The sequence below is a fragment of the Pseudomonas umsongensis genome (assembly GCF_002236105.1).
In the GTDB taxonomy this organism is placed as follows: Bacteria; Pseudomonadota; Gammaproteobacteria; order Pseudomonadales; family Pseudomonadaceae; genus Aquipseudomonas; species Aquipseudomonas umsongensis.
In genome coordinates, this window is record NZ_NIWU01000001.1 from 1,754,166 (window position 1) to 1,777,495 (window position 23,330).

Annotated in this window: 19 protein-coding genes; 9 read left to right on the plus strand and 10 right to left on the minus strand. The window is 59.1% G+C overall.

Going from position 1 to position 23,330, the window contains the following annotated elements; translation table 11 throughout:
- Window positions 1–11 precede the first annotated feature (11 nt).
- The 7 genes from PSUM_RS07770 to PSUM_RS07805 form a co-directional block, all read right to left on the minus strand.
- Window positions 12–923 carry a DUF535 family protein gene (locus PSUM_RS07770; protein WP_020799623.1) on the minus strand — a complete coding sequence of 304 codons (912 nt, stop codon included), beginning with the start codon at window positions 921–923 and terminating at the stop codon, window positions 12–14.
- Between the two features lie 19 nt (window positions 924–942).
- Window positions 943–1,920 (minus strand): glycosyltransferase family 2 protein, encoded by a 978-nt coding sequence (locus PSUM_RS07775; RefSeq protein ID WP_033039832.1) that lies wholly within the window; start codon window positions 1,918–1,920, stop codon window positions 943–945.
- A 5-nt stretch (window positions 1,921–1,925) separates the two neighbouring features.
- Window positions 1,926–2,450: a serine O-acetyltransferase gene (locus tag PSUM_RS07780; protein WP_020799625.1), complete on the minus strand. Its 525-nt coding sequence runs from the start codon at window positions 2,448–2,450 to the stop codon at window positions 1,926–1,928.
- An 8-nt stretch (window positions 2,451–2,458) separates the two neighbouring features.
- The gene (locus PSUM_RS07785) at window positions 2,459–3,415 is read right to left on the minus strand and encodes a glycosyltransferase family 2 protein (protein WP_020799626.1); all 957 of its coding nucleotides are present in this window, start codon (window positions 3,413–3,415) and stop codon (window positions 2,459–2,461) included.
- Entirely contained in the window at window positions 3,408–4,025 is a 618-nt protein-coding gene (locus PSUM_RS07790) for an acyltransferase (protein WP_020799627.1), read from the minus strand. The genes PSUM_RS07785 and PSUM_RS07790 overlap by 8 nt, the downstream gene beginning before the upstream one ends.
- Window positions 4,026–4,136: 111 nt before the next feature.
- Window positions 4,137–5,603 (minus strand): FAD-dependent oxidoreductase, encoded by a 1,467-nt coding sequence (locus PSUM_RS07795; protein ID WP_083349315.1) that lies wholly within the window; start codon window positions 5,601–5,603, stop codon window positions 4,137–4,139.
- 262 nt (window positions 5,604–5,865) lie between these two features.
- The gene (locus PSUM_RS07805) at window positions 5,866–7,257 is read right to left on the minus strand and encodes an oligosaccharide flippase family protein (protein WP_033039089.1); all 1,392 of its coding nucleotides are present in this window, start codon (window positions 7,255–7,257) and stop codon (window positions 5,866–5,868) included.
- A 103-nt stretch (window positions 7,258–7,360) separates the two neighbouring features.
- Between PSUM_RS07805 and PSUM_RS07810 the strand changes: the two genes are divergently transcribed.
- The 3 genes from PSUM_RS07810 (at window position 7,361) to galE (ending at window position 12,572) form a co-directional block, all read left to right on the plus strand.
- The gene (locus tag PSUM_RS07810) at window positions 7,361–8,887 is read left to right on the plus strand and encodes an O-antigen ligase family protein (protein WP_083349316.1); all 1,527 of its coding nucleotides are present in this window, start codon (window positions 7,361–7,363) and stop codon (window positions 8,885–8,887) included.
- 5 nt (window positions 8,888–8,892) lie between these two features.
- Window positions 8,893–11,523 carry a glycoside hydrolase 5 family protein gene (locus PSUM_RS07815; protein ID WP_083349317.1) on the plus strand — a complete coding sequence of 877 codons (2,631 nt, stop codon included), beginning with the start codon at window positions 8,893–8,895 and terminating at the stop codon, window positions 11,521–11,523.
- Between the two features lie 71 nt (window positions 11,524–11,594).
- Window positions 11,595–12,572 carry a UDP-glucose 4-epimerase GalE gene (galE, locus tag PSUM_RS07820; RefSeq protein WP_020799632.1) on the plus strand — a complete coding sequence of 326 codons (978 nt, stop codon included), beginning with the start codon at window positions 11,595–11,597 and terminating at the stop codon, window positions 12,570–12,572.
- Between the two features lie 347 nt (window positions 12,573–12,919).
- Here the strand turns inward: galE and PSUM_RS07825 are convergent, their stop codons facing one another.
- Together PSUM_RS07825 and PSUM_RS07830 are read right to left on the minus strand one after the other, a co-directional pair.
- Window positions 12,920–14,188, minus strand: a complete 1,269-nt coding sequence (locus tag PSUM_RS07825; protein WP_042955929.1) for an IS110 family RNA-guided transposase — start codon at window positions 14,186–14,188, stop codon at window positions 12,920–12,922.
- A gap of 690 nt (window positions 14,189–14,878) precedes the next feature.
- A complete protein-coding gene (locus tag PSUM_RS07830) occupies window positions 14,879–16,285 on the minus strand; it encodes a purine-cytosine permease family protein (RefSeq protein WP_083349318.1) in 1,407 nt (468 codons plus the stop codon).
- Window positions 16,286–16,608: 323 nt separating this feature from the next.
- On the opposite strand from PSUM_RS07830, the gene PSUM_RS07835 reads away from it, so the two are divergent.
- From PSUM_RS07835 to folD, 6 genes are all read left to right on the plus strand, one after another.
- Window positions 16,609–17,094 carry a flavin reductase family protein gene (locus PSUM_RS07835; RefSeq protein WP_008061453.1) on the plus strand — a complete coding sequence of 162 codons (486 nt, stop codon included), beginning with the start codon at window positions 16,609–16,611 and terminating at the stop codon, window positions 17,092–17,094.
- Window positions 17,095–17,274: 180 nt separating this feature from the next.
- Window positions 17,275–18,318, plus strand: coding sequence for an LLM class flavin-dependent oxidoreductase (locus PSUM_RS07840; RefSeq protein ID WP_020801142.1), 1,044 nt, complete (start codon window positions 17,275–17,277; stop codon window positions 18,316–18,318).
- Between the two features lie 132 nt (window positions 18,319–18,450).
- Window positions 18,451–18,606, plus strand: coding sequence for a hypothetical protein (locus tag PSUM_RS31795; protein ID WP_020801141.1), 156 nt, complete (start codon window positions 18,451–18,453; stop codon window positions 18,604–18,606).
- A gap of 92 nt (window positions 18,607–18,698) precedes the next feature.
- Window positions 18,699–19,376 carry a cysteine hydrolase family protein gene (locus PSUM_RS07845; protein WP_020801140.1) on the plus strand — a complete coding sequence of 226 codons (678 nt, stop codon included), beginning with the start codon at window positions 18,699–18,701 and terminating at the stop codon, window positions 19,374–19,376.
- Between the two features lie 5 nt (window positions 19,377–19,381).
- Window positions 19,382–20,743, plus strand: coding sequence for a purine-cytosine permease family protein (locus tag PSUM_RS07850; RefSeq protein ID WP_033044484.1), 1,362 nt, complete (start codon window positions 19,382–19,384; stop codon window positions 20,741–20,743).
- Between the two features lie 222 nt (window positions 20,744–20,965).
- A complete protein-coding gene (gene folD / locus PSUM_RS07855; RefSeq protein WP_020801138.1) occupies window positions 20,966–21,871 on the plus strand; it encodes a bifunctional methylenetetrahydrofolate dehydrogenase/methenyltetrahydrofolate cyclohydrolase FolD in 906 nt (301 codons plus the stop codon).
- Between the two features lie 117 nt (window positions 21,872–21,988).
- Here folD and PSUM_RS07860 read toward each other — a convergent pair whose 3' ends face one another.
- Complete coding sequence (locus PSUM_RS07860; RefSeq protein WP_020801137.1) at window positions 21,989–23,314, minus strand: ammonium transporter; 1,326 nt, start codon at window positions 23,312–23,314, stop codon at window positions 21,989–21,991.
- Window positions 23,315–23,330 lie beyond the last annotated feature (16 nt).

Below are 23,330 nucleotides of genomic sequence, written 5' to 3' on the forward strand. Positions count from 1 at the left end.
AACCGGTCACGTCAATTCACTGCGTAGCTGCCTTTCAGCACCTGGTCGATCCTGGTGAAGGTATCGTCCAGCAGCTCATAGCGCCGGCGATACATGGCGCGTTTTTTTGAAGCAATGGTTTCCAGCGGCTTTCTGGACGAAGCCATGGGGATTTCAAAAAAGTCTTCGCGCGCAGACGGTGTCGCCCCGTGTTCAAGCCAGATCGAATCATAATTGGCGGCCAGCTCCTGGGCTTTGTGCGCACCAAAATACGGGTGGCGATGATGACGATAGACATCCCCTACCGCGTAGATTTTTCCGACGCCGATATGGCTGGCGATGTACTTGATCACTTCAATCAGAAAGCTCCTGGGTCGCAGGCCTTCGAAGTCCTTGGTGACATCCCGGTAGATGGCCAGCGATCTTTCGCTCTCGATGCCTTTATGGATGCCCTGCACGGCACCGATGAAGATGCACAGCTCACCCTCCGTGCAGCACAAGGTGAAGGCGATCGAGGCAATGCGCAGATCGCCCTGGAACAGATTCAGCACCAACTCGCCTTCACGCATGAACCAGAACGGGCGGTCCAGTACCAACGTGCAACCATCGGACCACGCCGTCAGGTCGCTCAGGACCAGGCTGTCGTCGCGCCCGAACAGCAGTAATTGCGGGCAGCTTTTCGTGACCACCTCGTAGTGCGAGGCCATCACGCCCAATTTGTCCTGGGAGTTCCAGCTTTTGCTGATGTAGGGCCAGTGGATAACACCCAGGCAATCGCCGCCGAGTCTCTCGATGCCGGTATCGCCCAGCGCGTTGGACATGCGCCCGAAAAACAGATTCAACTCGGTCCAGTTCTTGCCCACCAATAGCACAAACTTGAGTTTGTTCTTCAATGCCCTCAGGGAATAGCCAGCGTGCACGGAGAAGACGCTTTTGACGATCATCCAATAGTCCATCGAAGTCTCACTTGTATTCGATCAATGCGGATTTGCCGGCACCGAACCTGTTCAAAAGAAACTTGACCTGCCCGAACATCTCGGGAAATTTGCCCAGCACGAGGAAGAACGCCAGTAGCCAGTTTTGCCGCGCAGGGCCAGCGCCCCGCCGGGCCAGGCGCGCGACCTGCAGCGGATAGATCAACAGCAGCAACAACCCGGGCCAGCCCAGCAGCAGCGTGGCAATGACCGTCGCCAGCGGCACGCCCAAGCCCCAGAACCAGGCGCGGCGCGACTCGCGGCGCCAATGGCGCTCCGGTGCGCCACCGTGTAGAAACGCGCCCTCGGCGAAGGCATAGCCGCCGCGTAAGGTGCGCCGCCACCATTGGCCGAAGCGGGTCATGCTCGCATCGTGCAAAGTCATTTCCGCAGGCAAGCGCCAGACCTTCCACCCCTTGGCTCGCAGCCGCACGCAGAGCTCCGGTTCTTCCCCGGCAATCAGGTCCGGGCGATACCCGCCCGCAGTGGCGAAGGCGTCCGCGCGCATCAGTGCATCGCCACCGCAGGCGCTGGTCGCACCGGTTGGCGTATCCCATTCGAGGTCGCACATCAGGTTATAAATGGAGCGCTGCGGAAAACGTTCGCGGCGCCGCCCGCAAACCACCGCCACCTCAGGCCGGGCCTCAAGAAAGGCCTGTGCATGGGGTAGCCAGCTGGCAACCACCTCGCAATCACCGTCGACGAACTGCACATGACGCATCGATGGCAACAGCCGTTGCAGCCGGGCGAAACCTTCATTGCGTGCACGTGCGGCCGTGAAGGCAATGCTCATGTCCAGTTCAACCACCTCGACACCAAGCCTTCGGGCCATCTGTACTGAACCGTCGGTGGAGCCCGAGTCGACATAGACGATCTGCTGCGCCGCACCGACCAGCGAAGCCAGGCAACGCTCGAGTCGCTGGCCTTCATTGCGACCGATGACAACGACCCCAACCCCCGTCGTCACCGTGTTCATGAGAATTGCTCGGCGTCGGCAAGCTTGCGCTGCTTGATGGTCGCCGGCACGCCGACCGCCACCGAGTTGTCAGGCACATCGGTCAACACCACGGCATTGGCGCCGATCACCACATTGTTGCCGATGCGGATATTGCCCAGCACCTTGGCGCCGGTACCGATATCGACGTTGTTGCCCATCACCGGGGCGATCGGCTCCTTCACGTTCTTGAGCCCGACGACTACGCCGTTGCGGATACGGCAGTCATCGCCGAACTGCGCATAACCACTGATCACGATGCCGCCGAAATGATCGATGACGAAGTTGCGCCCGACCACCACCTCGCACGGCAGCTCGATGCCCGTTACGATCTGCACCAGCTTGAACAGCACTTTGTAGATAAAGGACAGCAATTTGCGCAGCAGCGCCGGGCGCACGCCGTAGCGCCAGCGCCCGAAGCGATACACCAGCATCACCCAGAAACCCTGGGCGCCCCAATCACCCTCGTATGCTCGCAAGTCCGCACGTATGTTTTCGAACATGGACTGACCTACCGTGTGGGTTGGCTACCGAGTTTGGTTTTACGCAACAGTGCCCAGGTCACACGTGTGTGTTGCCAACACGCCTTGATGGCGGCCCGACCGCGACCTTTCAACAAAGCCTTGAGCCCCAGGATCAGGTCGCACAGGCATACCAGCAGCATGTGCAAGGCCAACCCCGGCAAACCGTGATGCTTGCGGAAGTACAACAGCTCGCTTTCGATTTGCAGGGTCTGCAGCTGTCGGCCGTCCATGTTCAGTTTGTCGACCGACTTGGCACTCTCGCCACCGATATGCACCACCGACGTGTGGGGGTAGTAGACTACCTTCCAGCCCGCCTCCTTGACGCGCCGGCAGTGATCCACTTCCTCGTAGTAGAGGAAATAGCGCGGATCGAACAGGCCGACCTTGTCGATCACTTCACGGCGGATCAGGTAATAGCAACCGGGTACCCAGTCACACTCGCGCACCGAGGCATGATCCCAGTCCAGGTCGTCGACCAGTTTCACCCACGGGAAGAAGCGTTCAAGGCCGGCCGTCACGAGGAAGACATTCAGCGGCGTCGGAAAATAACGGCAGGACGGTTGCATCTCGCCGTCCCGACCGACCAGGCGTACACCGAGGATCCCACAATCGGGATGAGCCTCCATGTACTCCAGGGTCTTGGCCAGGGTGTCGTCGGACACAAACGCGTCGGTGTTGAGCAGCAACGCGTACTTGCCCTGCAGGTGTTCAACCAGCTGATTATTGGCCCGGCCAAAGCCGACATTGTCTTTATTGGCCAGCAACACGGCCTCTGGACAAATATCGCCCAGGCAATCCAGCGAGTTGTCCGCCGAAGCGTTGTCCACCACCAGGTAGCGTGCGTGGTCGGTACTCTTGGACTGGCGCAGCGCATTGAACATGGGCTGCAACAGACCCGCCGTGTTGTAGTTGACGACGAGCACATCCAGGGACGCGCTACTCATTGGCTTTCTCGCCAAAGAAGTACTGCGCCCTCATGGCCTTGAGCTTGGGCTCGTAATCCGGGTCGAAGTGCGTGCCGCGCTGGCGGATGAGTTCCATCCAGGGATAGGCTTCGCAACGCTCTTCGATTTTCTTGATCAGGTCTTCAACGGTGCAGAGCACCTTCGCCGGGTTCCCGCCCACCACGACACCGGGCGGAACATCCCGGGTGACCACGGCACCGGCGGCAACGATTGAATTCGGACCGATTTTGCGGCCCGGCATGACGATGGCCTGGTAACCGATGAAACAGTTGTCGAATATATCGACCGCACCGACGGAGTCGAGCTGTTTACCCGCGCTGATTTCGAACACGCCAATCAGCCCGTCATGCCCGAATATCGTGCAATCGGACAAGCCGACGTTGTTGCCGATGCGTAATAGCGAAGGGTCGGGGATGTTGCAGCCGGGATTGATCCATACTCCCTTTCCGACCGAATGAATGCCTCCCCAGCGCGCCAGGTAGTTTGCCCATTCGAAGCCTGTGGGATGGCAAAATTTCTTGAATAAACCCTTCCCCCGACCCGTTTTATTGACGTAGTAACGTATTGCACGCTTTGCTAGCCCAATCATCCTGTCAGCCTCACAAATGTCAGCGTTTCACATCGGTACCAAGACCAGATGCACCATGGTTGTTGTTCTAGTGGCACCCTGCTTTGGTGGCTCTCCCTAAGACTGTTTCACTCAAGAATACCTGCCTGCCGCAGGGCCCATTTGATGGTTGAGGTAATCCGCCAACCGCAGCGTCAGCTGCAACAGCGGCATGGTTGGATTGCTCGCGCCGGCCGTTGCAAACACACTGCTGCCAGCGACGTACAGGTTATGGGTGCCGAACACTTTGCTGTTCTCATCGACCACCCCGAATTCAGGGGAGCTGGCCATCCGCGTAGTGCCCATGTGATGGGCATGCGGCACGACTTTGAGCGGCAGGGAAACGTCATACACCGCTTCCTCCAACTTGACATAGCCAAGCCCTTCTTCGGCAAAACACTTTGCCACCTCCAGGCCGATGCTTTTTATGGTCTCCCTGTCTTCAGGGGCGAGCTCCCAATGGACGTTGACCATTCTCATCCCCAGGTCATCGTGTTCTTGCGTCAACGAGACGCGACTGTTGCGGTTGGGAAACTGCTCGATCATCGTTCCGAGCTCCCCGTCACCGGGACAGTTGAACTTGGCAATGAACTCGATCTTGTGCGCCATGCCTGCCTTGCAGGCCAGGTTCTCGAAAAAACCCTTGATTGCCGCCAAGCGTCCATAGGTTTCCACCGCCGACACCAAGGACGCGGTGACATTGCCTTTACCGGAATGATGCTCGACCACAAACGCATCCTTGGTGAAGAACTGCCTGGCCTCCCGGCTTTCACCTTCGTTGAGGATGAAGGTACCGAGGGCGATGTTCAGGTGTTCCATGAAGCATCGACCGACCAGGCCATCCTCGGTGATAACGCCGGCAGCGGCCAATGACTTGCTGTTGAGCAACTGCCTGGCATTTTCGATCGCACCGGTGGCCAGGATGAATTGCTTGGCCGAGACACGCTCTTGCTGGCGTTCGTAATCGGACACCACGACGGCGGTGATGCGGCCGGTGTTGCTGTCGAAATCGAGGTCGACGCAATTGCAATTGATGAAGACATCCAGGCCCTCGGTCTCCTCGAGTTCCTTGGCATACTTTTGTGCAAATCGGGTCGGTGGACTGAGCAGGAAACGGTCGGCTTCGAATTCATCGCTTTTAAAGGCCGCGTTGACGGTCTTGAACCCCGAGTCCAGCGGCAAGTCCAGAATGGCCATGGCCGCTGGCAGATTGCGCTCCATCTCGGAAAACGCGATGGGCCAACCGGGCAAGTTCACCGGTGGGGACAGGGCAAAGTCGGAAGGCTCGAAGGGGCGGCAACGACCTGCCCAATGATTGGAGGTGCCACCCAGATAGCGCAGGCGGGTTTCTTCAGCGAAGACATCCAGCCCCGTCGAAGGACACTTGTAGAGGTTCTGCGAATACGCGGCATACTCGCGCCCCCCGCCCTCCAGAAGCACTACACGCCAGCCATTGCCAGCCAAACGCAAGGCCAGCGTAATGCCGGCCGGGCCTGCACCAACGATGCAGAAATCATAGTGATCGCGCAGGTCTTTCTGCGTTTGGTAGTCTTTGATCATATTTGCAGTTACCGGAAATGCGCGGCAGGTAATACCCACCCGTTGATCACGACAAACTCCGATTTTCCTGCAGTAGGCCGAGCCCCAACCCCGGTAAATTTCATCGCCAGCCCCCCCAGGCTTAACAGGGCAAATGCCCGAATGAGTCCCCTGCGACTGATGACAGAGGTATTCAACACGCGTTCACTCATCACTCACGACTCCACTGGATCGAGATTTGCGTCCGAGATTCAAAGGGTGCTTCAACGTCAAGAAAAACCGGTCAAGCGCTTAAATCGAAAAGCCACTTGAAAACGACCAGCACCAGCTCCCCGCACAACGCCCCTACCACCAGCATAGGCAACACAATCAGCTCGCGCTTGATATCGAGAATACCCACGCGACGATTGACATACACAACCAACACCAAGGTCGGCAACGTATGCAGCGCGACGCCCCAGATCGCCCAATCGACCCCACCGAAAGCCAGTAACAACGGGACCAGCACCCATAACGACACCACACGGATGATGTTATCGATGGCCTGGTACTTGGTAAGCCCCAGGGCGATCCAGATTTGATTGGCCACGATGTAGCGCATCACGAAAAACGACGTCGAGAGCACGGCCATCATGTGGCCGGCCTGGGCGTAACGGTCGTCGTACAACACTTTGATGATGAGTGGACTGGTGACCCAGAGGAACCCGCAAAGAAATAGCAACGCAACGTCGACCATCATCTTGAAGCGGTAATACAAACTGCGCAGGCGCTCGAAGTCGTTGGTTCTCGCGGCTTCGCCGAAGGCTGGCAGGGCCACGGCCCCGACCACTTTCAATACGCCGGTCTGCAAAGCGCCAAGAATCAGCACGGCAATCGAATACACGCCCATTTCGAAGACTGTCATGCTGCCGCCGAAAATGATCCGGTCACCCTGCATGGACAGTACGCCCACGGCCGAAGACAACAGGATCCAGCGACCGAAGACCATCAGTTCGTGGAGTGCGGCGCGTTCCCAGCGCAGACTGTTGGACGGCCCCTCGAACCAGAAATGCCCAAGCAACGTGCTGACCAGGGCCGTGACCAGGCCGGCCGCCACCAGCGACCAGATGGAATGGGTGAAGTAACCGATGACCAGCATCACCAACAGGCCTACGACCTGGGAGACGAACTCGGCGATCACCACTTTCTTTTGCTGGAAAGCGCGGACGGCCAGGTCGACTTTCGTCGACTGGAACCCGTAGATGATCGCGGTAACACCGGTCCAGGCCAACACCATCGGCAACTCAGGGGCGGCGTAGGTGGAGTTGTGCGACCAGAAATCGATGACTTGCGAATACCAGGCAGCGGCTGCCAGCAACAGCGTAAAGGCGAACAGCACGAAGCCGCGCACGATCTGCACGGTCCAGAGGGTATTGAGGAATACCGGGTCGTCGCCGCGTGGACTCTGGAGGATGTTCTGGCGCAACCCCACATCGGAGAGCAGGTGCAGGACGAACAAAACGGTGGTAGCAATGGCGATGATGCCGAACATTTCCGGCATCAGCAGACGGGTCATCACCAGGTTGCCGCCCAGGCGTATCACTTGTGAAGTGACCAGCGCCCCCAGGTTCCATGCCCCAGCAGATATCGCTCGACGACGAAGGCTGAACGTTGGCGATATGTTAACTGACGGCATAACATCAATCCCCGTATTGAACGACTCGAAAGGTACTATAGTCGCTATTAGGCAAACCACTAGCCATTAGCCATCGCTCTCTCATCAAATAAGTCGGTAGCCCATGCCTGAGCACTTTCGCGCGTTAGTCGTCATCCTGGTCCTTGCCAGTATCGTCTTCGCTTTTGCACGGCGACCGGCGGCCGATCTGATCCCACTGAGTGATTTCACCCGCCGGCGCAACCTTTGGTTCGGATTGACGCTGCTAGCCTTTTTTTCCCATAGCTTCTGGGTGTACGCGGGCGTTACCGCAATCATTCTGGCGGTGACGCGACAGCGTGAGCGCAATCCCCTCGCATTGTTTTTCATGCTGTTGTTTCTCATTCCACCCGCCAATGCGCAGGTCCCCGGCTTCGGCCTGGTCAACTATCTTTTTGACCTGAACCATGTACGACTACTGGCACTGTGCGTGTTGCTCCCGGCTTTTCTGGCGTTGCGCAAGCGGCCGGACACACTGCCCTTCGGGCGCACACTGCCGGACAAACTGCTGCTGGCCTACCTGCTGCTGACGTCTGCGCTTTTCCTGCGCCAGACCACGCCCACCGACACCTTGCGTCAATCGCTCTATCTGTTCGTCGATGTTTTTTTGCCTTACTACGTTGCCAGTCGATCCATGAAGAATGTCAGCGACTTCAAGGATGCGCTGTTGGCCTTTTTACTCGCCGCCATGCTGCTGTCGCTGATCGGTCTCTTCGAATATACCCGCCGATGGCTGCTGTACAACGGGCTGACCTACGCCATGGGCGTGCAATGGGAAATCGCCACCTATCTCAGCCGTGGCGGCTCGCTGCGCGCCAGCGTCACCACTGGCCAGGCCATTGCGCTGGGCTATGTCATCGCCGTGGCCATCGGCTTTTACCTGTTCCTGCAGGAGGGTGTGCGCAGCAAACTGCAGCGACGACTCGGTGCCCTGCTGCTCGCTGGAGGACTGTTTGCGCCGCTGTCGCGCGGCCCGTGGATCGGTGCCGCCGTCATGATCGTCATGTTCATCGGCACCGGCCGTTATGCGGTCAGGCGCCTGGTGCTGCTCGGGGGCGCCGCCTTGCTCGCCCTGCCCCTGTTGGCCATCTTGCCCGGCGGACAGAAAATCCTTGATCTGCTGCCCTTCATCGGCTCTGTAGAAGTCGAGAACATCACCTACCGCCAGCGCTTGATCGATAACTCGTTGATCGTCATCCAGCGCAATCCATGGCTGGGTTCCTTCGATTACCGCAGCACCCCTGAAATGCAGTCAATGATCCAGGGCCAGGGCATCATCGACATCGTCAACACCTATATCGGCATCGCCCTGCAAATGGGCTTTATCGGGCTGACGCTGTTCGTGGCTTTTTTCGCCACCATTGCGCTTGGTATTCGCAAGGCGATGCGTTCGTTCCCCAAGCAGGAGGATGAGTCGCGGCGACTTGGACGTGCCTTGCTGGCGACACTGGCCGGAATACTGGTGACCATCATCACCGTCAGCAGCATTACGGTCATCCCCGTGGTGTATTGGTCGGTAGCCGGGCTGGGCGTGTCCTATGCTCAGATGGCGCGCAGGCTCAAGCGCGCAGAGACAGCAAGCAGCAAGAGTACCCTCCTACAGACCTGGTAACGCTCATGACGTGTTTTTTTTACCGCATGCCTTTGCTGTCAGTCTTTCTCCTGACCGTTGCCATTTGGCCATTGAGTACCCGGGCGGCGGAGTGGGTCGCCAGCGTGGATGAACGCAGCGGCCTGCCCCAGGTCACGCGTGGTGGCAGCCCTGCCATGGCCTCTCAATTCGTCTTTTGGGGTGGCAACTGGGACTGGGCGGATTTCACCCCCTCGCTCAAGGTGATCTCGCCCTTTGTCTACGCCATGGAGGGCAAGAGCCAGAAGCTCGATTTCGATGCGACCGGGCAGATACGCAAGCAAGACGAGCAGACGTTGAGCATCAACCTTGTGCTGGATGCCCGCAGCCTCAAGACGAACGTGATGGGCGGGGGTATCGTCTTCAACTTCGACCCGGCCCTTGCCGAAGCAATGGGTGAGCCGGTGTTGCTGCCTGGCAACCGTGGCTGGACCTGGGGCAATGCCCAGGGGCGGCGCATCGAGATGCGCTTCGAACCCGCGCTGGCGAGGGTGTATTTCGAACCGGGTGATCGATCCCAGGTGCGGGCGTTTCTCTACAAGGACCGGATCAAGCCCGGTCGCGAAAACTTCAAAGCCACGTTCAGCGTATCTGGCGATGTGGTGCTGGGGCCGACCGCCGCCGAGCGCTTTGGAATTGCGGATCCGAAAAGCTGGCCGAGCGATCGACTGGACTGGAAAACCGCACCGGTCGACCTGTCCTTTCTCAATGCCCCGGAAAAACCTGCAGGCAAGCGTGGTTTCGTCAAGGCTGTGGGCGAGCAACTGCTGTTTGCCGACAACACCCCGGCGCGCTTCTGGGGCACCAACCTGTCGGCCTATACGTTATTTCAAACACCCGACGATGCGATCAAGCTGCAGGCCAAGCGTCTCTCGGCCCTGGGTTTCAATCTGGTGCGACTGCACCACCATGATTCGTGGTGGGTCCTTCCCAACATCTTCGGTGACGGCAGGAAAGTGCATGATACCCAGCGCCTGAGCGAAGAATCGCTGAAGAAGCTCGACTTGTGGATCAAGAGCCTCAAGGATGAGGGCATCTATGTATGGCTCGACATGCACGTTCAACGAGCCCTCTGGGCTAACGACAACATCTTTGCCTTCGATGAATTGCCGAAGAACGAGTATGGCATCGCCGACCTCAAGGGCTATGCGTACGTAAACGAGACGATCCAGCGGGCCATGAAACGCTTTGCCAAGGATTATCTGAGCCACGTGAACAGCTACACGGGCCTGGCCTACAAGGATGACCCGGCGGTTGCCGCCGTGCTGATCACCAACGAAAACGACATCACCCAACACTATGGCAACGCCCTGTTGCCCGACAAGTCCGTGCCCAAGCACAACGAACTGTACATGAAGGCTGCCAAAGCCTTCGCCAAACAGCACAACCTGCCTGAAGACCAGACCTGGCGATCCTGGGAGCCTGGCCCCGCCAAGCTGTTCCTCAACGACCTGGAACGGCGCTTCAACGTAGACATGATCGAGTCGTTGCGCGAGACCGGCGTGAAAGTGCCGATTGCCACGACCAGCAGTTGGGGCGGCAATGGCCTGAGCGCCCTGCCCGCCCTGACCGCCGGTGACGTGGTCGACGTGCATATCTACGGTGGCCCGGGGACCCTTGAGAAAAACCCGCTGGCCAGCGCCAGCCTGGTGGACTGGATTGGCGCCGGCCAGGTCGTCGGCAAACCCCTGACCGTCACCGAATGGAACAACGAACCCTTCCCGATAGCCGACCGCCACTCGCTGCCTCTGTACATGGCCGGCACGGCCAGCCATCAGGGCTGGGATGCGCTGATGCAATATGCCTATAGCCAGGAACCACTCACCGGGCAATCGGAGTCAGCCGGCAACTGGCACGCCTACAACGACCCGGCCATGTTGGCCACCCTGCCCGCCGCCGCCCTGCTTTATCGTCGCGGCGACGTTCACGAAGCCAAGACCAGCTATGTCTTCGCGCCGACGCCAGAAACCCTGTTCAACCAACGCATTACACCCGACAGCTCGGCCCTGCTGCGCACCGCCATGGAGAAAGGCAAGCTGCAAATTGCCATGCCACAGACGCCGCAACTGCCCTGGTTGCAACCAGGCATCATCGCCAGGAACGCACAGGTGTTCCACGACCCGGCACAGTCTCTATTGGACGCCACGGCCAGCGAATCCACCACGGACACCGGTGAACTCAAGCGCAACTGGAAACAAGGCCTCTACACCATCGATACGCCTCGCACCCAGGCGGCCACCGGCTGGATCGGCGGCAATTCGATCCAGTTGGGCAATATCCAGGTGCAACTCAAGACCGCCTACGCCAGCGTCGTGGTGCAAAGCCTGGACGGCGTGCCCGTCGGCAAGTCCGCAGACCTGCTGATTTCCCTGGGCACCCGGGCTGTCCCCAAGGACAACGACAAGACGCCTTTCCATGTCGAGCCTCTGGAGGGCACGCTGTCCATCCAGGCCCCCCCGGGCTTGACGCTGTTCACCCAGGGCGGCCCCCTTGGGCAACTGGGGAAACTGCCTGCCACCTACCTGGATGGCCGCTACACCATCAAATTTGACGGCCTGCAGGCGTCCAATTGGTTATTGCTGAAAAAAGCATCGCAAGCGAGTGAAAATCTGAAGTGACGGCAAAGACCTTTTAAAGGACGGGTCAGCCGCCTTGCGCTGACACCGCAACAATATCAAGGAGAGGCGGCATGAAATTCCTGGTGATTGGCGGCGCAGGCTACATCGGTTCACACATGGTCAAGCAGTTGCTTGGCGCGGGGCACGAACTGGTGGTGGCGGACAACTTTTCCACGGGCTATCGCAGCGCGTTGCTGGGCGGAACACTGGTCGAGCTCGACATCGCCGACGCCCAGGCGCTGGACGCCTTGTTCGCCAGCCACCACTTCGATGCCGTGTTCCACTTCGCCTCCTTCATACAGGTGGGCGAATCCGTCACCGAACCGGCCAAGTACTACCAGAACAACCTGGCGGCCACCCTGACGCTGCTCAAGGCCATGGTTCGCGCCGGGGTCAAACGCTTCATTTTCTCCTCGACCGCCGCCGTTTATGGCGACCCGCAATACGTGCCCATCGATGAAGCGCACCCCAAGGCCGCGATCAACCCCTATGGTCGCACCAAGTGGATGGTGGAGCAGATGCTGGAAGATTTCGACCGCGCCTACGGGCTCAAGTCGGTCTGCCTGCGCTACTTCAACGCCGCCGGCGCGGACCCTGACGGGCAGTTGGGTGAACGCCATGAACCGGAAACCCATCTGCTGCCGCTGATCCTGCAGGCCGCTTCCGGACGGCGCAAAACCATCACCGTCTATGGCTTTGACTACGACACGCCGGACGGCACCTGTATCCGCGACTACATCCACGTTTGTGACCTGGTGGCCGCGCACGCCCTGGCCGTGGACTATTTATTCAAGGGTGGCAGCAGCACGGCGTTCAACCTGGGCAATGGCCAGGGCTTCTCGGTGCAACAAGTGATCGACACCGCGCGCCGCGTGACCGGCCGGGACATCTACATCGGCGAAGCTTCACGCCGCGCTGGCGACCCGCCACGGTTGGTGGCGGATGCGTCCAGGGCCAACACACTGCTGGGCTGGCGACCGCAATACGCCCGGTTGGAACAGATCGTGGCGCATGCCTGGGAGTGGGAGAGGAAGTATCCCTGGCATTGAAGGTGGGCATATTTAGTCAACAGAGTCCGGGTAGGCTGCAAGGCCGCCTTCGCTGGCAAGCCAGCTCCCACAGTAGATCGAGTACATTCGTCAGCGACTGGTTGGCTGCAAGGCCGCCTTCGCTGGCAGGCCAGCTCCCACAGTAGATCGAGTACATCCGTCAGCGGTTGGTTGGCTGCAAGGCCGCCTTCCCTGGCAAGCCAGCTCCCACAGAAAAGCAAAAGCAAAAGCAAAAGCAAAGCGGCGTACATCCCCACCCGCTCTTCACCACTCATCAGGCCGAGCGTTAGCTCGCCTTCAGCTTTTGATCTTGATCTACCCGCCCCTTCACGCCCTGAGCCTGTCCGTCAACCTGAGACTACCTCCATCGGCGCCTCTACCAACGTGGATCCACGCCCCGTCAAAGCCTGCAAGTAAGCCTTTTCGTCATAGTAGGTGCTGGTTTTCCAGCACCTATAGACGATTCTGATCCACTTGAAAGCGAGTGCTCTCAGGGTCGCCTGGTATGAGCAGCCTTTAGCCCGCTGCTGCCGATAATAAGCCTCGGCCCACGTTGATTGAGTGATGCTGTGAGCGGCCCATTCCACAAAGGTCTGACGCAAGAAGGTTGAGCATTGGTAGCGCCAATACACCACTGTCTTCTTGCCGCTACGCTGGGTCACGGGTGCGATTCCGGCATATCGCTGCATTGCATTGGCGTCGCTAAATCGATCACGCTGTTCACCAAAAGCCACCATCAGACGCGGTGCAAGATGTTGGCCGGCGCCAGGGAGTGCCTTGAAGATCGGGTAATCGGCCAAGCTGTTGGCCGTTTCTTGAATCTCGCGATCAAAATCCTTGAGCGTGCAAATGAGCCCTTTGAGTTGCGACGCCAAGGCTGTTGCGTACAACTGCGAAGGACGTATTACCCCCGGGTCCTGCGTCAAGGGCATCGCTTGGGTGATGATTTCCCAGCGCGTTTGATTGAGTTGAGCGTGACGAGCGTTGTGCTCGTTAAAGAACTTGAGAAAAGTACTCTGGCGAGAGCGCTTGAGGTGTTCAAGCGTGGGCCAGCGCATCAGAAAGTCACAGAACACCACGCTGTCATGATTGCTAAACAGCTCCAGGGCCGCTGGATAGTACTGTTTGAGCGTACAGATCAGGCGGTTGCTGACCTTTACTCGCTCATCAACCAGTGCCCGTCGATGTTCTGTCAGGCTGGCCAAAATACGCATCGCCGGGCTTTGCGGCATCAGCTGCGCAAACCGTTGGGGATAGGTGAGCAACAACTCAAGCGCCCATTGCGCATCGGTCGGATCATCCTTGGCACCGCTGCCGACAAAGGCTTTACGGTGTTTGGCCAAGGTACTCGGATTGATGGGGAACAGGCAAAAGAACTCGTACTTTTGCAGGGCCGCCACCAACGGGCCTTTGTTGAGCTCAAGAGCAATCGCAATCGGAGCGCCGTAGCGCTCAAATAACGATTTCGCCCAGCGATCAATCGACTGGGGCGTGTGGTCGATCACAGAGAAGTGCCGCCGGGATTCCCCCGCGACCTGCAAACACACGTCGTGCTTGGTATCGGCCCAATCTATTCCGACATAAGCAGTGAATCTCTGAGACAGGAGCGTTTGCATCAACAACCTCCACCGGCGCTAAAGTACATGCAGGGACATGCATGCTTGCGTCCAGCGAAAGCGATATAGAGAGCCGTGTCGGGCTTTCCCTGAGTATTCGTTAGAGGGCGCAAGCGCACCTGTGGGCTCGAAAGTGAAGGGGTAATCATCACGTGCTTGGGAGGCATATTCGTAGCCCACAGGTGCATGTTCCTTCCTTGATAAAACTGACTTCCAGACGCTGAAGTATGGAAGAAGAAAGGAACGGACAACCTATATCGGGAGGCTGAGCGGAGGTGTTCATCCGGGGATTGGCGCGCAGCGCCGTTCGACGCAGTCGAACACATCGCATGGAGGTGCCAGCGAAGCCAACCGGAGGGCGATGCCCCCGGATGAATGCCGGAGCGAAGGAACGCCGAGCCCTAGCGAGGGGCCGGACGCTGGGGCGAGCCTTTTTTTGCTTACTTTTTTTTGGCGTTTGAAAAAAAAGTGAGTCGCCGTAAGGGCGAAACCCTAAGTGGCCGTTACCGCAGCAATGGATATGTACACCTGAAAGACAATCACCAGCTTTCAGGCCGCCTTCGCCGGCAAGCCTGGCTCCTACAAGACTCTTACCCCAGTGAGGTATGGACCCAAGTATGTTCCCCAATCACCCAAACAAAAATGCCCGGCAAAAGCCGGGCATCAAAGACAAACACCAGGACTCAAAATTCAGTCGGTATAACTCAACTCAGAAGCCCTGCCCTCCTGAGTCCGCCCACGCGTAGCCAGGCAGTAATAGAGCGGACAAGTCACCACCAACCCCACCAACCAGGATAAATCCGCACCCTCGACCAGATTGGCATAAGGCCCCACATACAACGACGTGTTGGCAAACGGCAACTGCACAATGATCCCGATGAAATACGCCACGATCGCATGCAGATTGAAGCGCCCATACATCCCGCCATCCGCACGGAAAATCGAGGCAATGTCATACCGCCCACGCTTGATCACATAGAAGTCGATCAGGTTGATCGAAGCCCATGGCACCAGCACCAACAGCAATGCCAGGATCAGCCCGATGAACTGCGAGATGAAATCCGCCGAAGCGCCCAATGCCACCACACAGCAACCCGCCAGCACACCGCTCGACAACATCACGCGCACCTTGATGCTCGGCGTCCACTGACTGGCGAACGTCTGGATCGAGGTGATGATCGACAGCACCGCGCCATACAGATTCAAGGCGTTGTGGCTGATGATATTGAGCAGGAACAGCACCATCAGGATCGGTCCCAGCCAACCGGTGGATTGCTTCACCGCGGCCATCGCTTCAGTACCTTCCGGCGTCGCCAACACAGCCACCGCACCGAAGGTGAAGGACAGGATCGTGCCCAGGGTTGCCCCCAGGTAGGTGGCCCAGAACGGCTTGGCAATCCCGATATCCGCCGGCAGGTAACGCGAATAGTCCGACACGTAAGGCGAAAAGCTTATCTGCCAGATGATCCCCAGGGACACGGTGGCCAGCCAGCCGGACAGGTTAAAACCACCCCGGGTGAAAAAGTCCGCCGGCAGGTCATGGGCGAAGATGTAGAGGAACCCGGCGAGCAAGGCGCTGCCCATGACCCAGGTGCCGATGCGGTTGAGCGAATGGATGAAGCGGTAACCGATCACGCCGATCGCCGTGGCGCTGAGCGCTCCGATCAGGATGCTCGCCGGCACCGGTACCGAGGGCGCGATGCCGACAATCGACTTGCCCGCCAGGACGATGTTGGAGATGAAGAAGCCGACGTAGATCAGTGCGGCGAAGAACACGATCAGCAACGCGCCATAGCGGCCGAACTGGCCACGGCTCTGGACCATTTGTGGAATGCCCATGCGCGGCCCCTGCGCCGAGGCCAAGGCAATCACCAGCCCGCCCACCATGTGCCCGAGGGCAATCGCCAGCAGCCCCCAAAACAGGTCGAGATGGAACACCTGGACCACCATGGCACCGGTAACGATGGGCAGCGGCGCGATGTTGGTGCTGAACCACAGGGTGAAGAGATCGCGGGCCTTCCCATGGCGCTCTGCGAGTGGAACGTAATCGACCGTGTGATTTTCAATCAACGGGTCTTGCCGGGACATCTGGGACATATGCATGAACTCGAGTTTGTCTGTTCTTATCTTTGTATGAAGCCAAACCGGGGGGACTCTCTGGCCGCCCCTCAGATGCGCACCATATTATGGTATTCCAACATTTGCACAAGACTGATTCGGTCTTTAAGCGCCCATCTGATCCGGCATCCTCCGGCCAATCTGCACCTATTGCCTAGCTGAAAGCCCCGCAAACACTGACTTAAAGACCAAAGGCATACGTTTATCGGACGACCAAAAAAGCCCTTGCAAACGTTGTATTACGGTATACCATCAGACCTACAAACTCATAAAAACCACGTTCCACTCCCGAGGACAGTCCAATGATCGATGCCGCCATCTACAAACAAGTCATGGGCTCGTTCCCGTCCGGCGTCTGCGTGATCACCACACTCGATGACGATGGGCAGGTCGTCGGCCTGACCGCCAGCGCCTTCAGCTCGCTGTCGATGGACCCGGCCCTGGTGCTGTTCTGCCCTAACTACAGCTCGGACTCCTACCCGGTCCTGATCAGGAACAAACGTTTCGCCATTCATGTGCTATCCGGCGGCCAGCAGAGCGAAGCCTATGCCTTCGCACGCAAGGGCAAGGACAAGGCGCAAGGCATCGAGTGGACGTTGAGCGAACTCGGCAACCCGATCCTGGCCAACGCCACGGCGGTTATCGAATGCGAACTGTGGCGCGAGTATGAAGGGGGCGACCACGCGATCATGGTCGGCGCAGTGAAGAACCTGATCGTGCCCCAACACAATGCCGGGCCACTGGTGTATTGCCACGGCAAGATGGGTGCCTTGCCCGTTCTGGCCTGACACAGCAAAAGATCGCAGCCTTCGGCAGCTCCTACAGGGAGTATGTGAGCTTTTGTAGGAGCTGCCGAAGGCTGCGATCTTTTGATCTGATAGATTTTGCAGTATAACCGTATTATGGTATACCAATAATCAACAGCCCCGCAGTCGACGGGTCGACCACAAGAGATTCGAGGTAGCGTCATGAAATTTTCCCTGTTCGTACACATGGAACGTTGGGACGAAAGCGTCAGCCACCGCCAGTTGTTCGAAGACCTGACCGAACTGACGCTGATGGCCGAAGCCGGTGGTTTCAGCACCGTATGGATCGGTGAACACCACGCCATGGAATACACCATTTCGCCAAGCCCGATGCCACTGCTGGCGTACCTGGCTGGCAAAACCACCACCATTCATCTTGGCGCCGGCACCATCATCGCGCCGTTCTGGCACCCCATCCGGGTCGCCGGCGAATGCGCACTGCTCGATGTCATCAGCAACGGTCGCATGGAAGTGGGCCTGGCCCGTGGTGCTTACCAGGTTGAATTCGACCGTATGGCCGGCGGCATGCCAGCTTCCTCTGGTGGCCAGGCATTGCGCGAAATGGTCCCGGTGGTTCGAGCCCTGTGGCAAGGCGACTACGCCCATGACGGCGACATCTGGAAGTTCCCGACTTCCACCAGCGTGCCCAAGCCGATCCAGAAACCGAACCCGCCGATGTGGATCGCCGCCCGTGACCCGGACTCGCACAACTTCGCCGTCGCCAACGGCTGCAACGTGATGGTCACGCCGCTGATGAAAGGCGACGAAGAAGTCCTGGACCTGAAGAACAAATTCCAGACCGCCCTGGACAACAACCCGGACGTGCCGCGCCCACAATTGATGGTGCTGCGCCATACCCACGTGCATTCGGTCGACAATCCCGAAGGCTGGAAGGTCGGGGCCAAGGCGATCGCCAAGTTCTACCGCACATTCGATGCCTGGTTCGGCAACAAGGAAACCCCGGTCAACGGCTTCCTGGCACCGAGTCCGGAAGAGAAATTCGCCGGCCGTCCAGAGTTCGAACTGGAGAGCTTGCACAAGACCGCGATGATCGGCACCCCGGAAGAAATCATCCCGCGCATCAAGTACTACCAGGAGCTGGGCGTCGACGAGTTCAGCTTCTGGTGCGACAACAGCCTGCCGCATGCCGAGAAGAAGAAATCCCTGGAACTGTTTATCAAGCACGTAGTGCCAGCGTTCCGCTGAGCCCACCCCCTGTGGGAGCGAGCCTGCTCGCGAAGCGATCTGACAGTCGACATTGATGTTGGATGTGAAACCCTCTTCGCGAGCAGGCTCGCTCCCACAAGGATTGTTGAATGATGTCCAGGTTCGATTTCCATGCTCAATAATGGTCATCTCCGGTCACTCCCCCTTCCCTCCGGCGCCGCGCAGGCTTACCTGCGCGGCGAATGGACCGCTTCGCATATCCATTTGAAGCGCCTGCCCGCCAGTGTTTCCGCCAAGCAGAACGGCTTCTGGCAACCCGTTTACTGAGCCTGCCCAAATAGAAAGTCACGCACGCCATACCGCTTCATTGCGCGGTATGCACCGTGCATTGTGCTTCGGCTCATGATCAGGTTTGCCCCATGAACAATAACAACGCTCTGTTGATCATCGACATGCAACAGGAGGACGGTTTCGTCCTCGAACACTTCGACAAGGTGGTGGCCAATACGGCCTATCTTCTCGATACCGCCCGCCAGCAGCGGGTCCCGATCCTCTACACCCGCCACATCAATCAAGCCGATGGCAACGACTTGCCACGCGGCGAACCCCGTGCGTGCGATGGCGGTCCGAGCGGCTACCGCGCTGGCACCCGCCAGGTAGAGATCATCGAGCGCCTGGCCCCGCGGCCTGATGAAGCCATTATCGACAAAGGCCGCTACAGCGCCTTCCACCGTACCGACCTGGATGCCCGGCTCAAGGCGCTGGACGTCGACACCCTGATCATCAGCGGCGTGCTCACCGATGTCTGCGTGCTGACCACGGTGTTCGATGCGTTCGCCCTGGGTTATCACACTCGCCTGGTCAGCGACGCCTGCACCACGACCACCTTGGCCGGGCACTACTCGGCCCTGTTGATCATGGTCAACTGGGTCTACTCCCTGGAAATCCTCACCAGCAGTGAATGCCGGCGCGCCCTGCAAAACCTCGACTACTTGAGCCTCAATCCCGAGCACCCGGACCTGTTCGCCCACCAGCCCCATGAGCTGCCAGGCACCATCGCCCGGCTGCAAAACCACCTCGTGCGGACTCAGGAGTAATCGCCATGCAAGTCGAAAAAAGAAGCATCGATTTCATTCCCGAAGCCGAACGCCATGGCCGGCCAGGGTCGCTGTTCTTCATCTGGTTCGGCGCCAACATGAACATCACCACCATCGCCTCCGGGGTACTGCCGGTAGTGATGGGGCTCAACCTGTTCTGGAGCGCCCTGGCAATCGTCGTCGGCTCGCTGCTGGGGGCGATTTTCATGGCCTCCCATTCCGCCCAGGGGCCAAAGCTGGGCATCCCGCAGATGATCCAGAGCCGTGCGCAGTTCGGCGTACTCGGGGCGGTGTTGCCGCTGCTGTTCGTGATGCTGATCTACCTGGGGTTCTTCGTCAGCAACACCCTGCTTGCGGCGCAGGCGCTTGAGTCGGCCAGCCCGTTGCCGGCAAGCGGCAACATCTACCTGATCGGCGCCTTGTGTTTCGTGGTTGCGCTGTATGGCTATCGATTGATTCACCGTTTGCAGAAGCTGCTGTCGATCCTCTCGCTGCTAGTGTTCGCCGCCGCCACGTTGCTCGCCTTGCAACTGACGATCCCGGCCGAACAATGGCTGCCGACGGGCTTCTCGCTGTCGAAGTTCCTGGTGGCGGTGAGCATTGCCGTGACCTGGCAGCTGTCCTACGCGCCTTACGTCGCCGACTATTCTCGCTACCTGCCAAGCCGCGCGAGCGCCGCACAGGTGTTCTGGTACAGCTACGCCGGCACGGTCAGCGGCGGTGCCTGGATGATGATTCTCGGGGCGATCCTGAGCGTCGGGATCGGCGACTTCTCCAGTAATGTCGGAGGCCATGTTGCCGGGCTGTTTGGCAGCGGCGCGATCCTGCTATTCGCCTTCATCGTCTATGGCCAGGTGTCGATCAACGTGTTCAACCTGTACGGGGCGTTCATGTCGACCATCACGGTGATCGAACCCTTCGCGCGCTTGAAGGTGACGCCACGGGTACGCGGCCTGTTCATGCTGGTGATCAGCGTCATAGCGACCGGACTGTGCACCATCAGTCAGGACGACTTCATCACCTTCTTCCTCAACTTCATTTTCTTCATGAGCTACTTCCTGATTCCTTGGACGGCGATCAATCTGGTGGACTTCTATTGCCTGCGCAAGGGTGAGTACCGGATCGATGACATCTTCGACCTCAACGGGATTTATGGACGGGTCAACTGGATCGCCTGCGGCAGTTTCGTCCTGGCGATTGCCTTGGAGATTCCGTTCATGAATACCACCCTTTACGTCGGTCCGGTCGCCACAGCCCTCGACGGTGTCGACCTGGCCTGGCTGGTGGGCTTGCTGGTGCCGGCCTTGAGTTATTACTGGCTGATGAAACTCGGCAAGCGGGCCGAGCGAATCGGCGAACTGTCCTGACCCATCCCTGAAGACCACGACGCCGGATGCCATGCCCGGCGTCGTGCCCTGGCCCCGGACATTGGTCAGCACACTGAATCCTGCGGTGTACGGGTGGTGCATGGCTGCCATCAACTGGTAGCCTGAGCATCCTTGCCTGCACGTCCCTGATCAATCATCGGGGCGCGACGACACCTTGATGATCGCTATACCTTCACTCAATCCAGACAACGGTGACCTACCTTGACCAGCACCAACCCCGCACTGGCCCGCGATATCGACGGCAAAGCAATCTCTGCCAAGGTTCTCGACGAGGTTCGAGAAGAGGTTCAGGTCCTGGCCCGCCAACAGATCTACCCCGCCCTGGCCGTATTGCTTGTCGGTGAAGACCCGGCCAGCGAGGTGTATGTGCGCAACAAACTGCTGCGGGCCAAGGAAGTCGGCATCCGTTCACTGGAGTACCGCCTGCCGGAAATCGCCAGCCAGAACGACGTGCTGCAACTGATCGCGCAGTTGAACGCCGACGTCACGGTGAACGGCATCCTGGTGCAATTACCCCTGCCGGCCCACATCGATGAAGCGGCGGTGATTCATGCCATTGACCCGATCAAGGACGTGGATGGTTTTCATCGGGAAAACGTCGGTGGACTGGTTCAAGGGATCGAAGTATTGACACCCTGCACACCCAGCGGCTGCATGCGGCTGCTGCAGGAAACCTGCGGTGACTTGAGTGGCCTGCATGCAGTCGTCATCGGCCGTTCGAACATTGTCGGCAAACCCATGGCGACGCTGTTGTTGCAGGCCGATTGCTCGGTCAGCGTGGTGCACTCGCGCAGCGTCGATGCGCCGACATTGTGCCGGATGGCGGACATCGTGGTGGTCGCGGTGGGTCGCCCACAGATGATTGACGCCAGCTGGCTCAAGCCCGGGGCGGTGGTGATTGATGTGGGGATTAATCGCATCACCACCGCATCGGGCACTCGACTGGTCGGCGATGTCGATTACGCCAGTGCGCGCACTGTCGCCAGCGCAATCACGCCGGTGCCGGGTGGTGTCGGGCCGATGACCATTGCTTATCTGCTGAAAAACACCCTGGTTGCCAGCCAGTTGCAGCGTGGGGTCCGTACTCGCCACTCGATGCCACTGTAGGAGCGAGCCTGCTCGCGATGGTCTCAAGGGCGCCGCGTGTACCCAGACAACACGCGTTATCGTTAACGACCATCGCGAGCAGGCTCGCTCCTACAGGAAGAGGTAGATCACTGTCGATCAGTGGTTGTAGGCCCGCTCATTGTGCTCGCCCAGATCCAGGCCCAACTCCTCCACCGACTCATCGGCTCGCAGGCCGACCACGACATTCACCACTTTAAGAATGATCCAGCTGATGACGAAGCAATACACCGTCGTCAGCGCTACACCCTTGATCTGCGCCAGCACCTGCCCGCCCATGCTCACGCCTTCCACCAGCCCGCCCAGGGACGGCACGCAAAACACACCGGTCAACACTGCGCCGATCATCCCGCCGATGCCGTGAAGGCCGAACACGTCGAGGCTGTCGTCATAACCGAAGCGGCGCTTGAGCACGGTGACGCTCAAGTAGCAAAACACCCCGCATAACAAACCGATGGCCAGGGCGCCGCCCACGCCCACATAGGCACACGCCGGCGTAATCCCCACCAGACCGGCCAGGGCACCACTGGCCAGGCCCAGTGCACTCGGCTTGCCGACCTTGAACCACTCGGTGAACATCCAGCCAAGAATCCCGGCGCACGCTCCCAGCTGGGTATTGAGCATGACGATGCCGGACGTACCACTGAGGCCGCCACCGGAACCGATGTTAAAGCCAAACCAGCCGACCCAGAGCATCGCTGCACCGGCCATGGTCAGGCTCAGGTTGTGCGCAGGCATCGGGGTATTTTCATAGCCCTTGCGCTTACCCAGGATCAGGCAGGCGGCCAGCGCGGCGACACCGGCATTGATGTGCACCGCGGTGCCACCGGCAAAATCGAGGACTCCCCAGTTATGCATCAAGGCCCCCGCACCACCCCAGACCATGTGCGCCACCGGGGCGTACACCAGGGTGAACCACAGCGCCATGAACAACAGCGCCGCGGAGAATTTCATGCGTTCGGCGAAGGCACCGGCAATCAGCGCCGGGGTGATGATGGCAAAGGTCATCTGGAAGGTCACGAACACCCCTTCCGGAATCTCCCCGACCAGGCTTTGCGGAGTCATTCCGGAAAGGAAGGCACGGCTCATGCCGCCGACAAAACTGTTGAAGGACACCTCGCCCTCGACCATGCCCGTGGTGTCGACCACCATGCTGTAGCCATAAATCACCCACAACACGCCCACCAGCCCTGCGATGCCGAAACACTGGGTGAACAACGACAACATGTTTTTCGCCCGCACCAGGCCGCCATAGAACAGGGCGAGACCGGGCAAGCACATGAACAGCACCAATACCGCCGCCATCACCATCCAGGCCGTGCTGCCGGTGTTCAACGTGGGCGCATCGGCAGCTTGCGCCAAGGGCACCAGCGCACCACTCGCCAATAAGCCAACAAGGGATTTGCCGAGAAGACGATTGACCATGTTCAAAGCTCCTGCA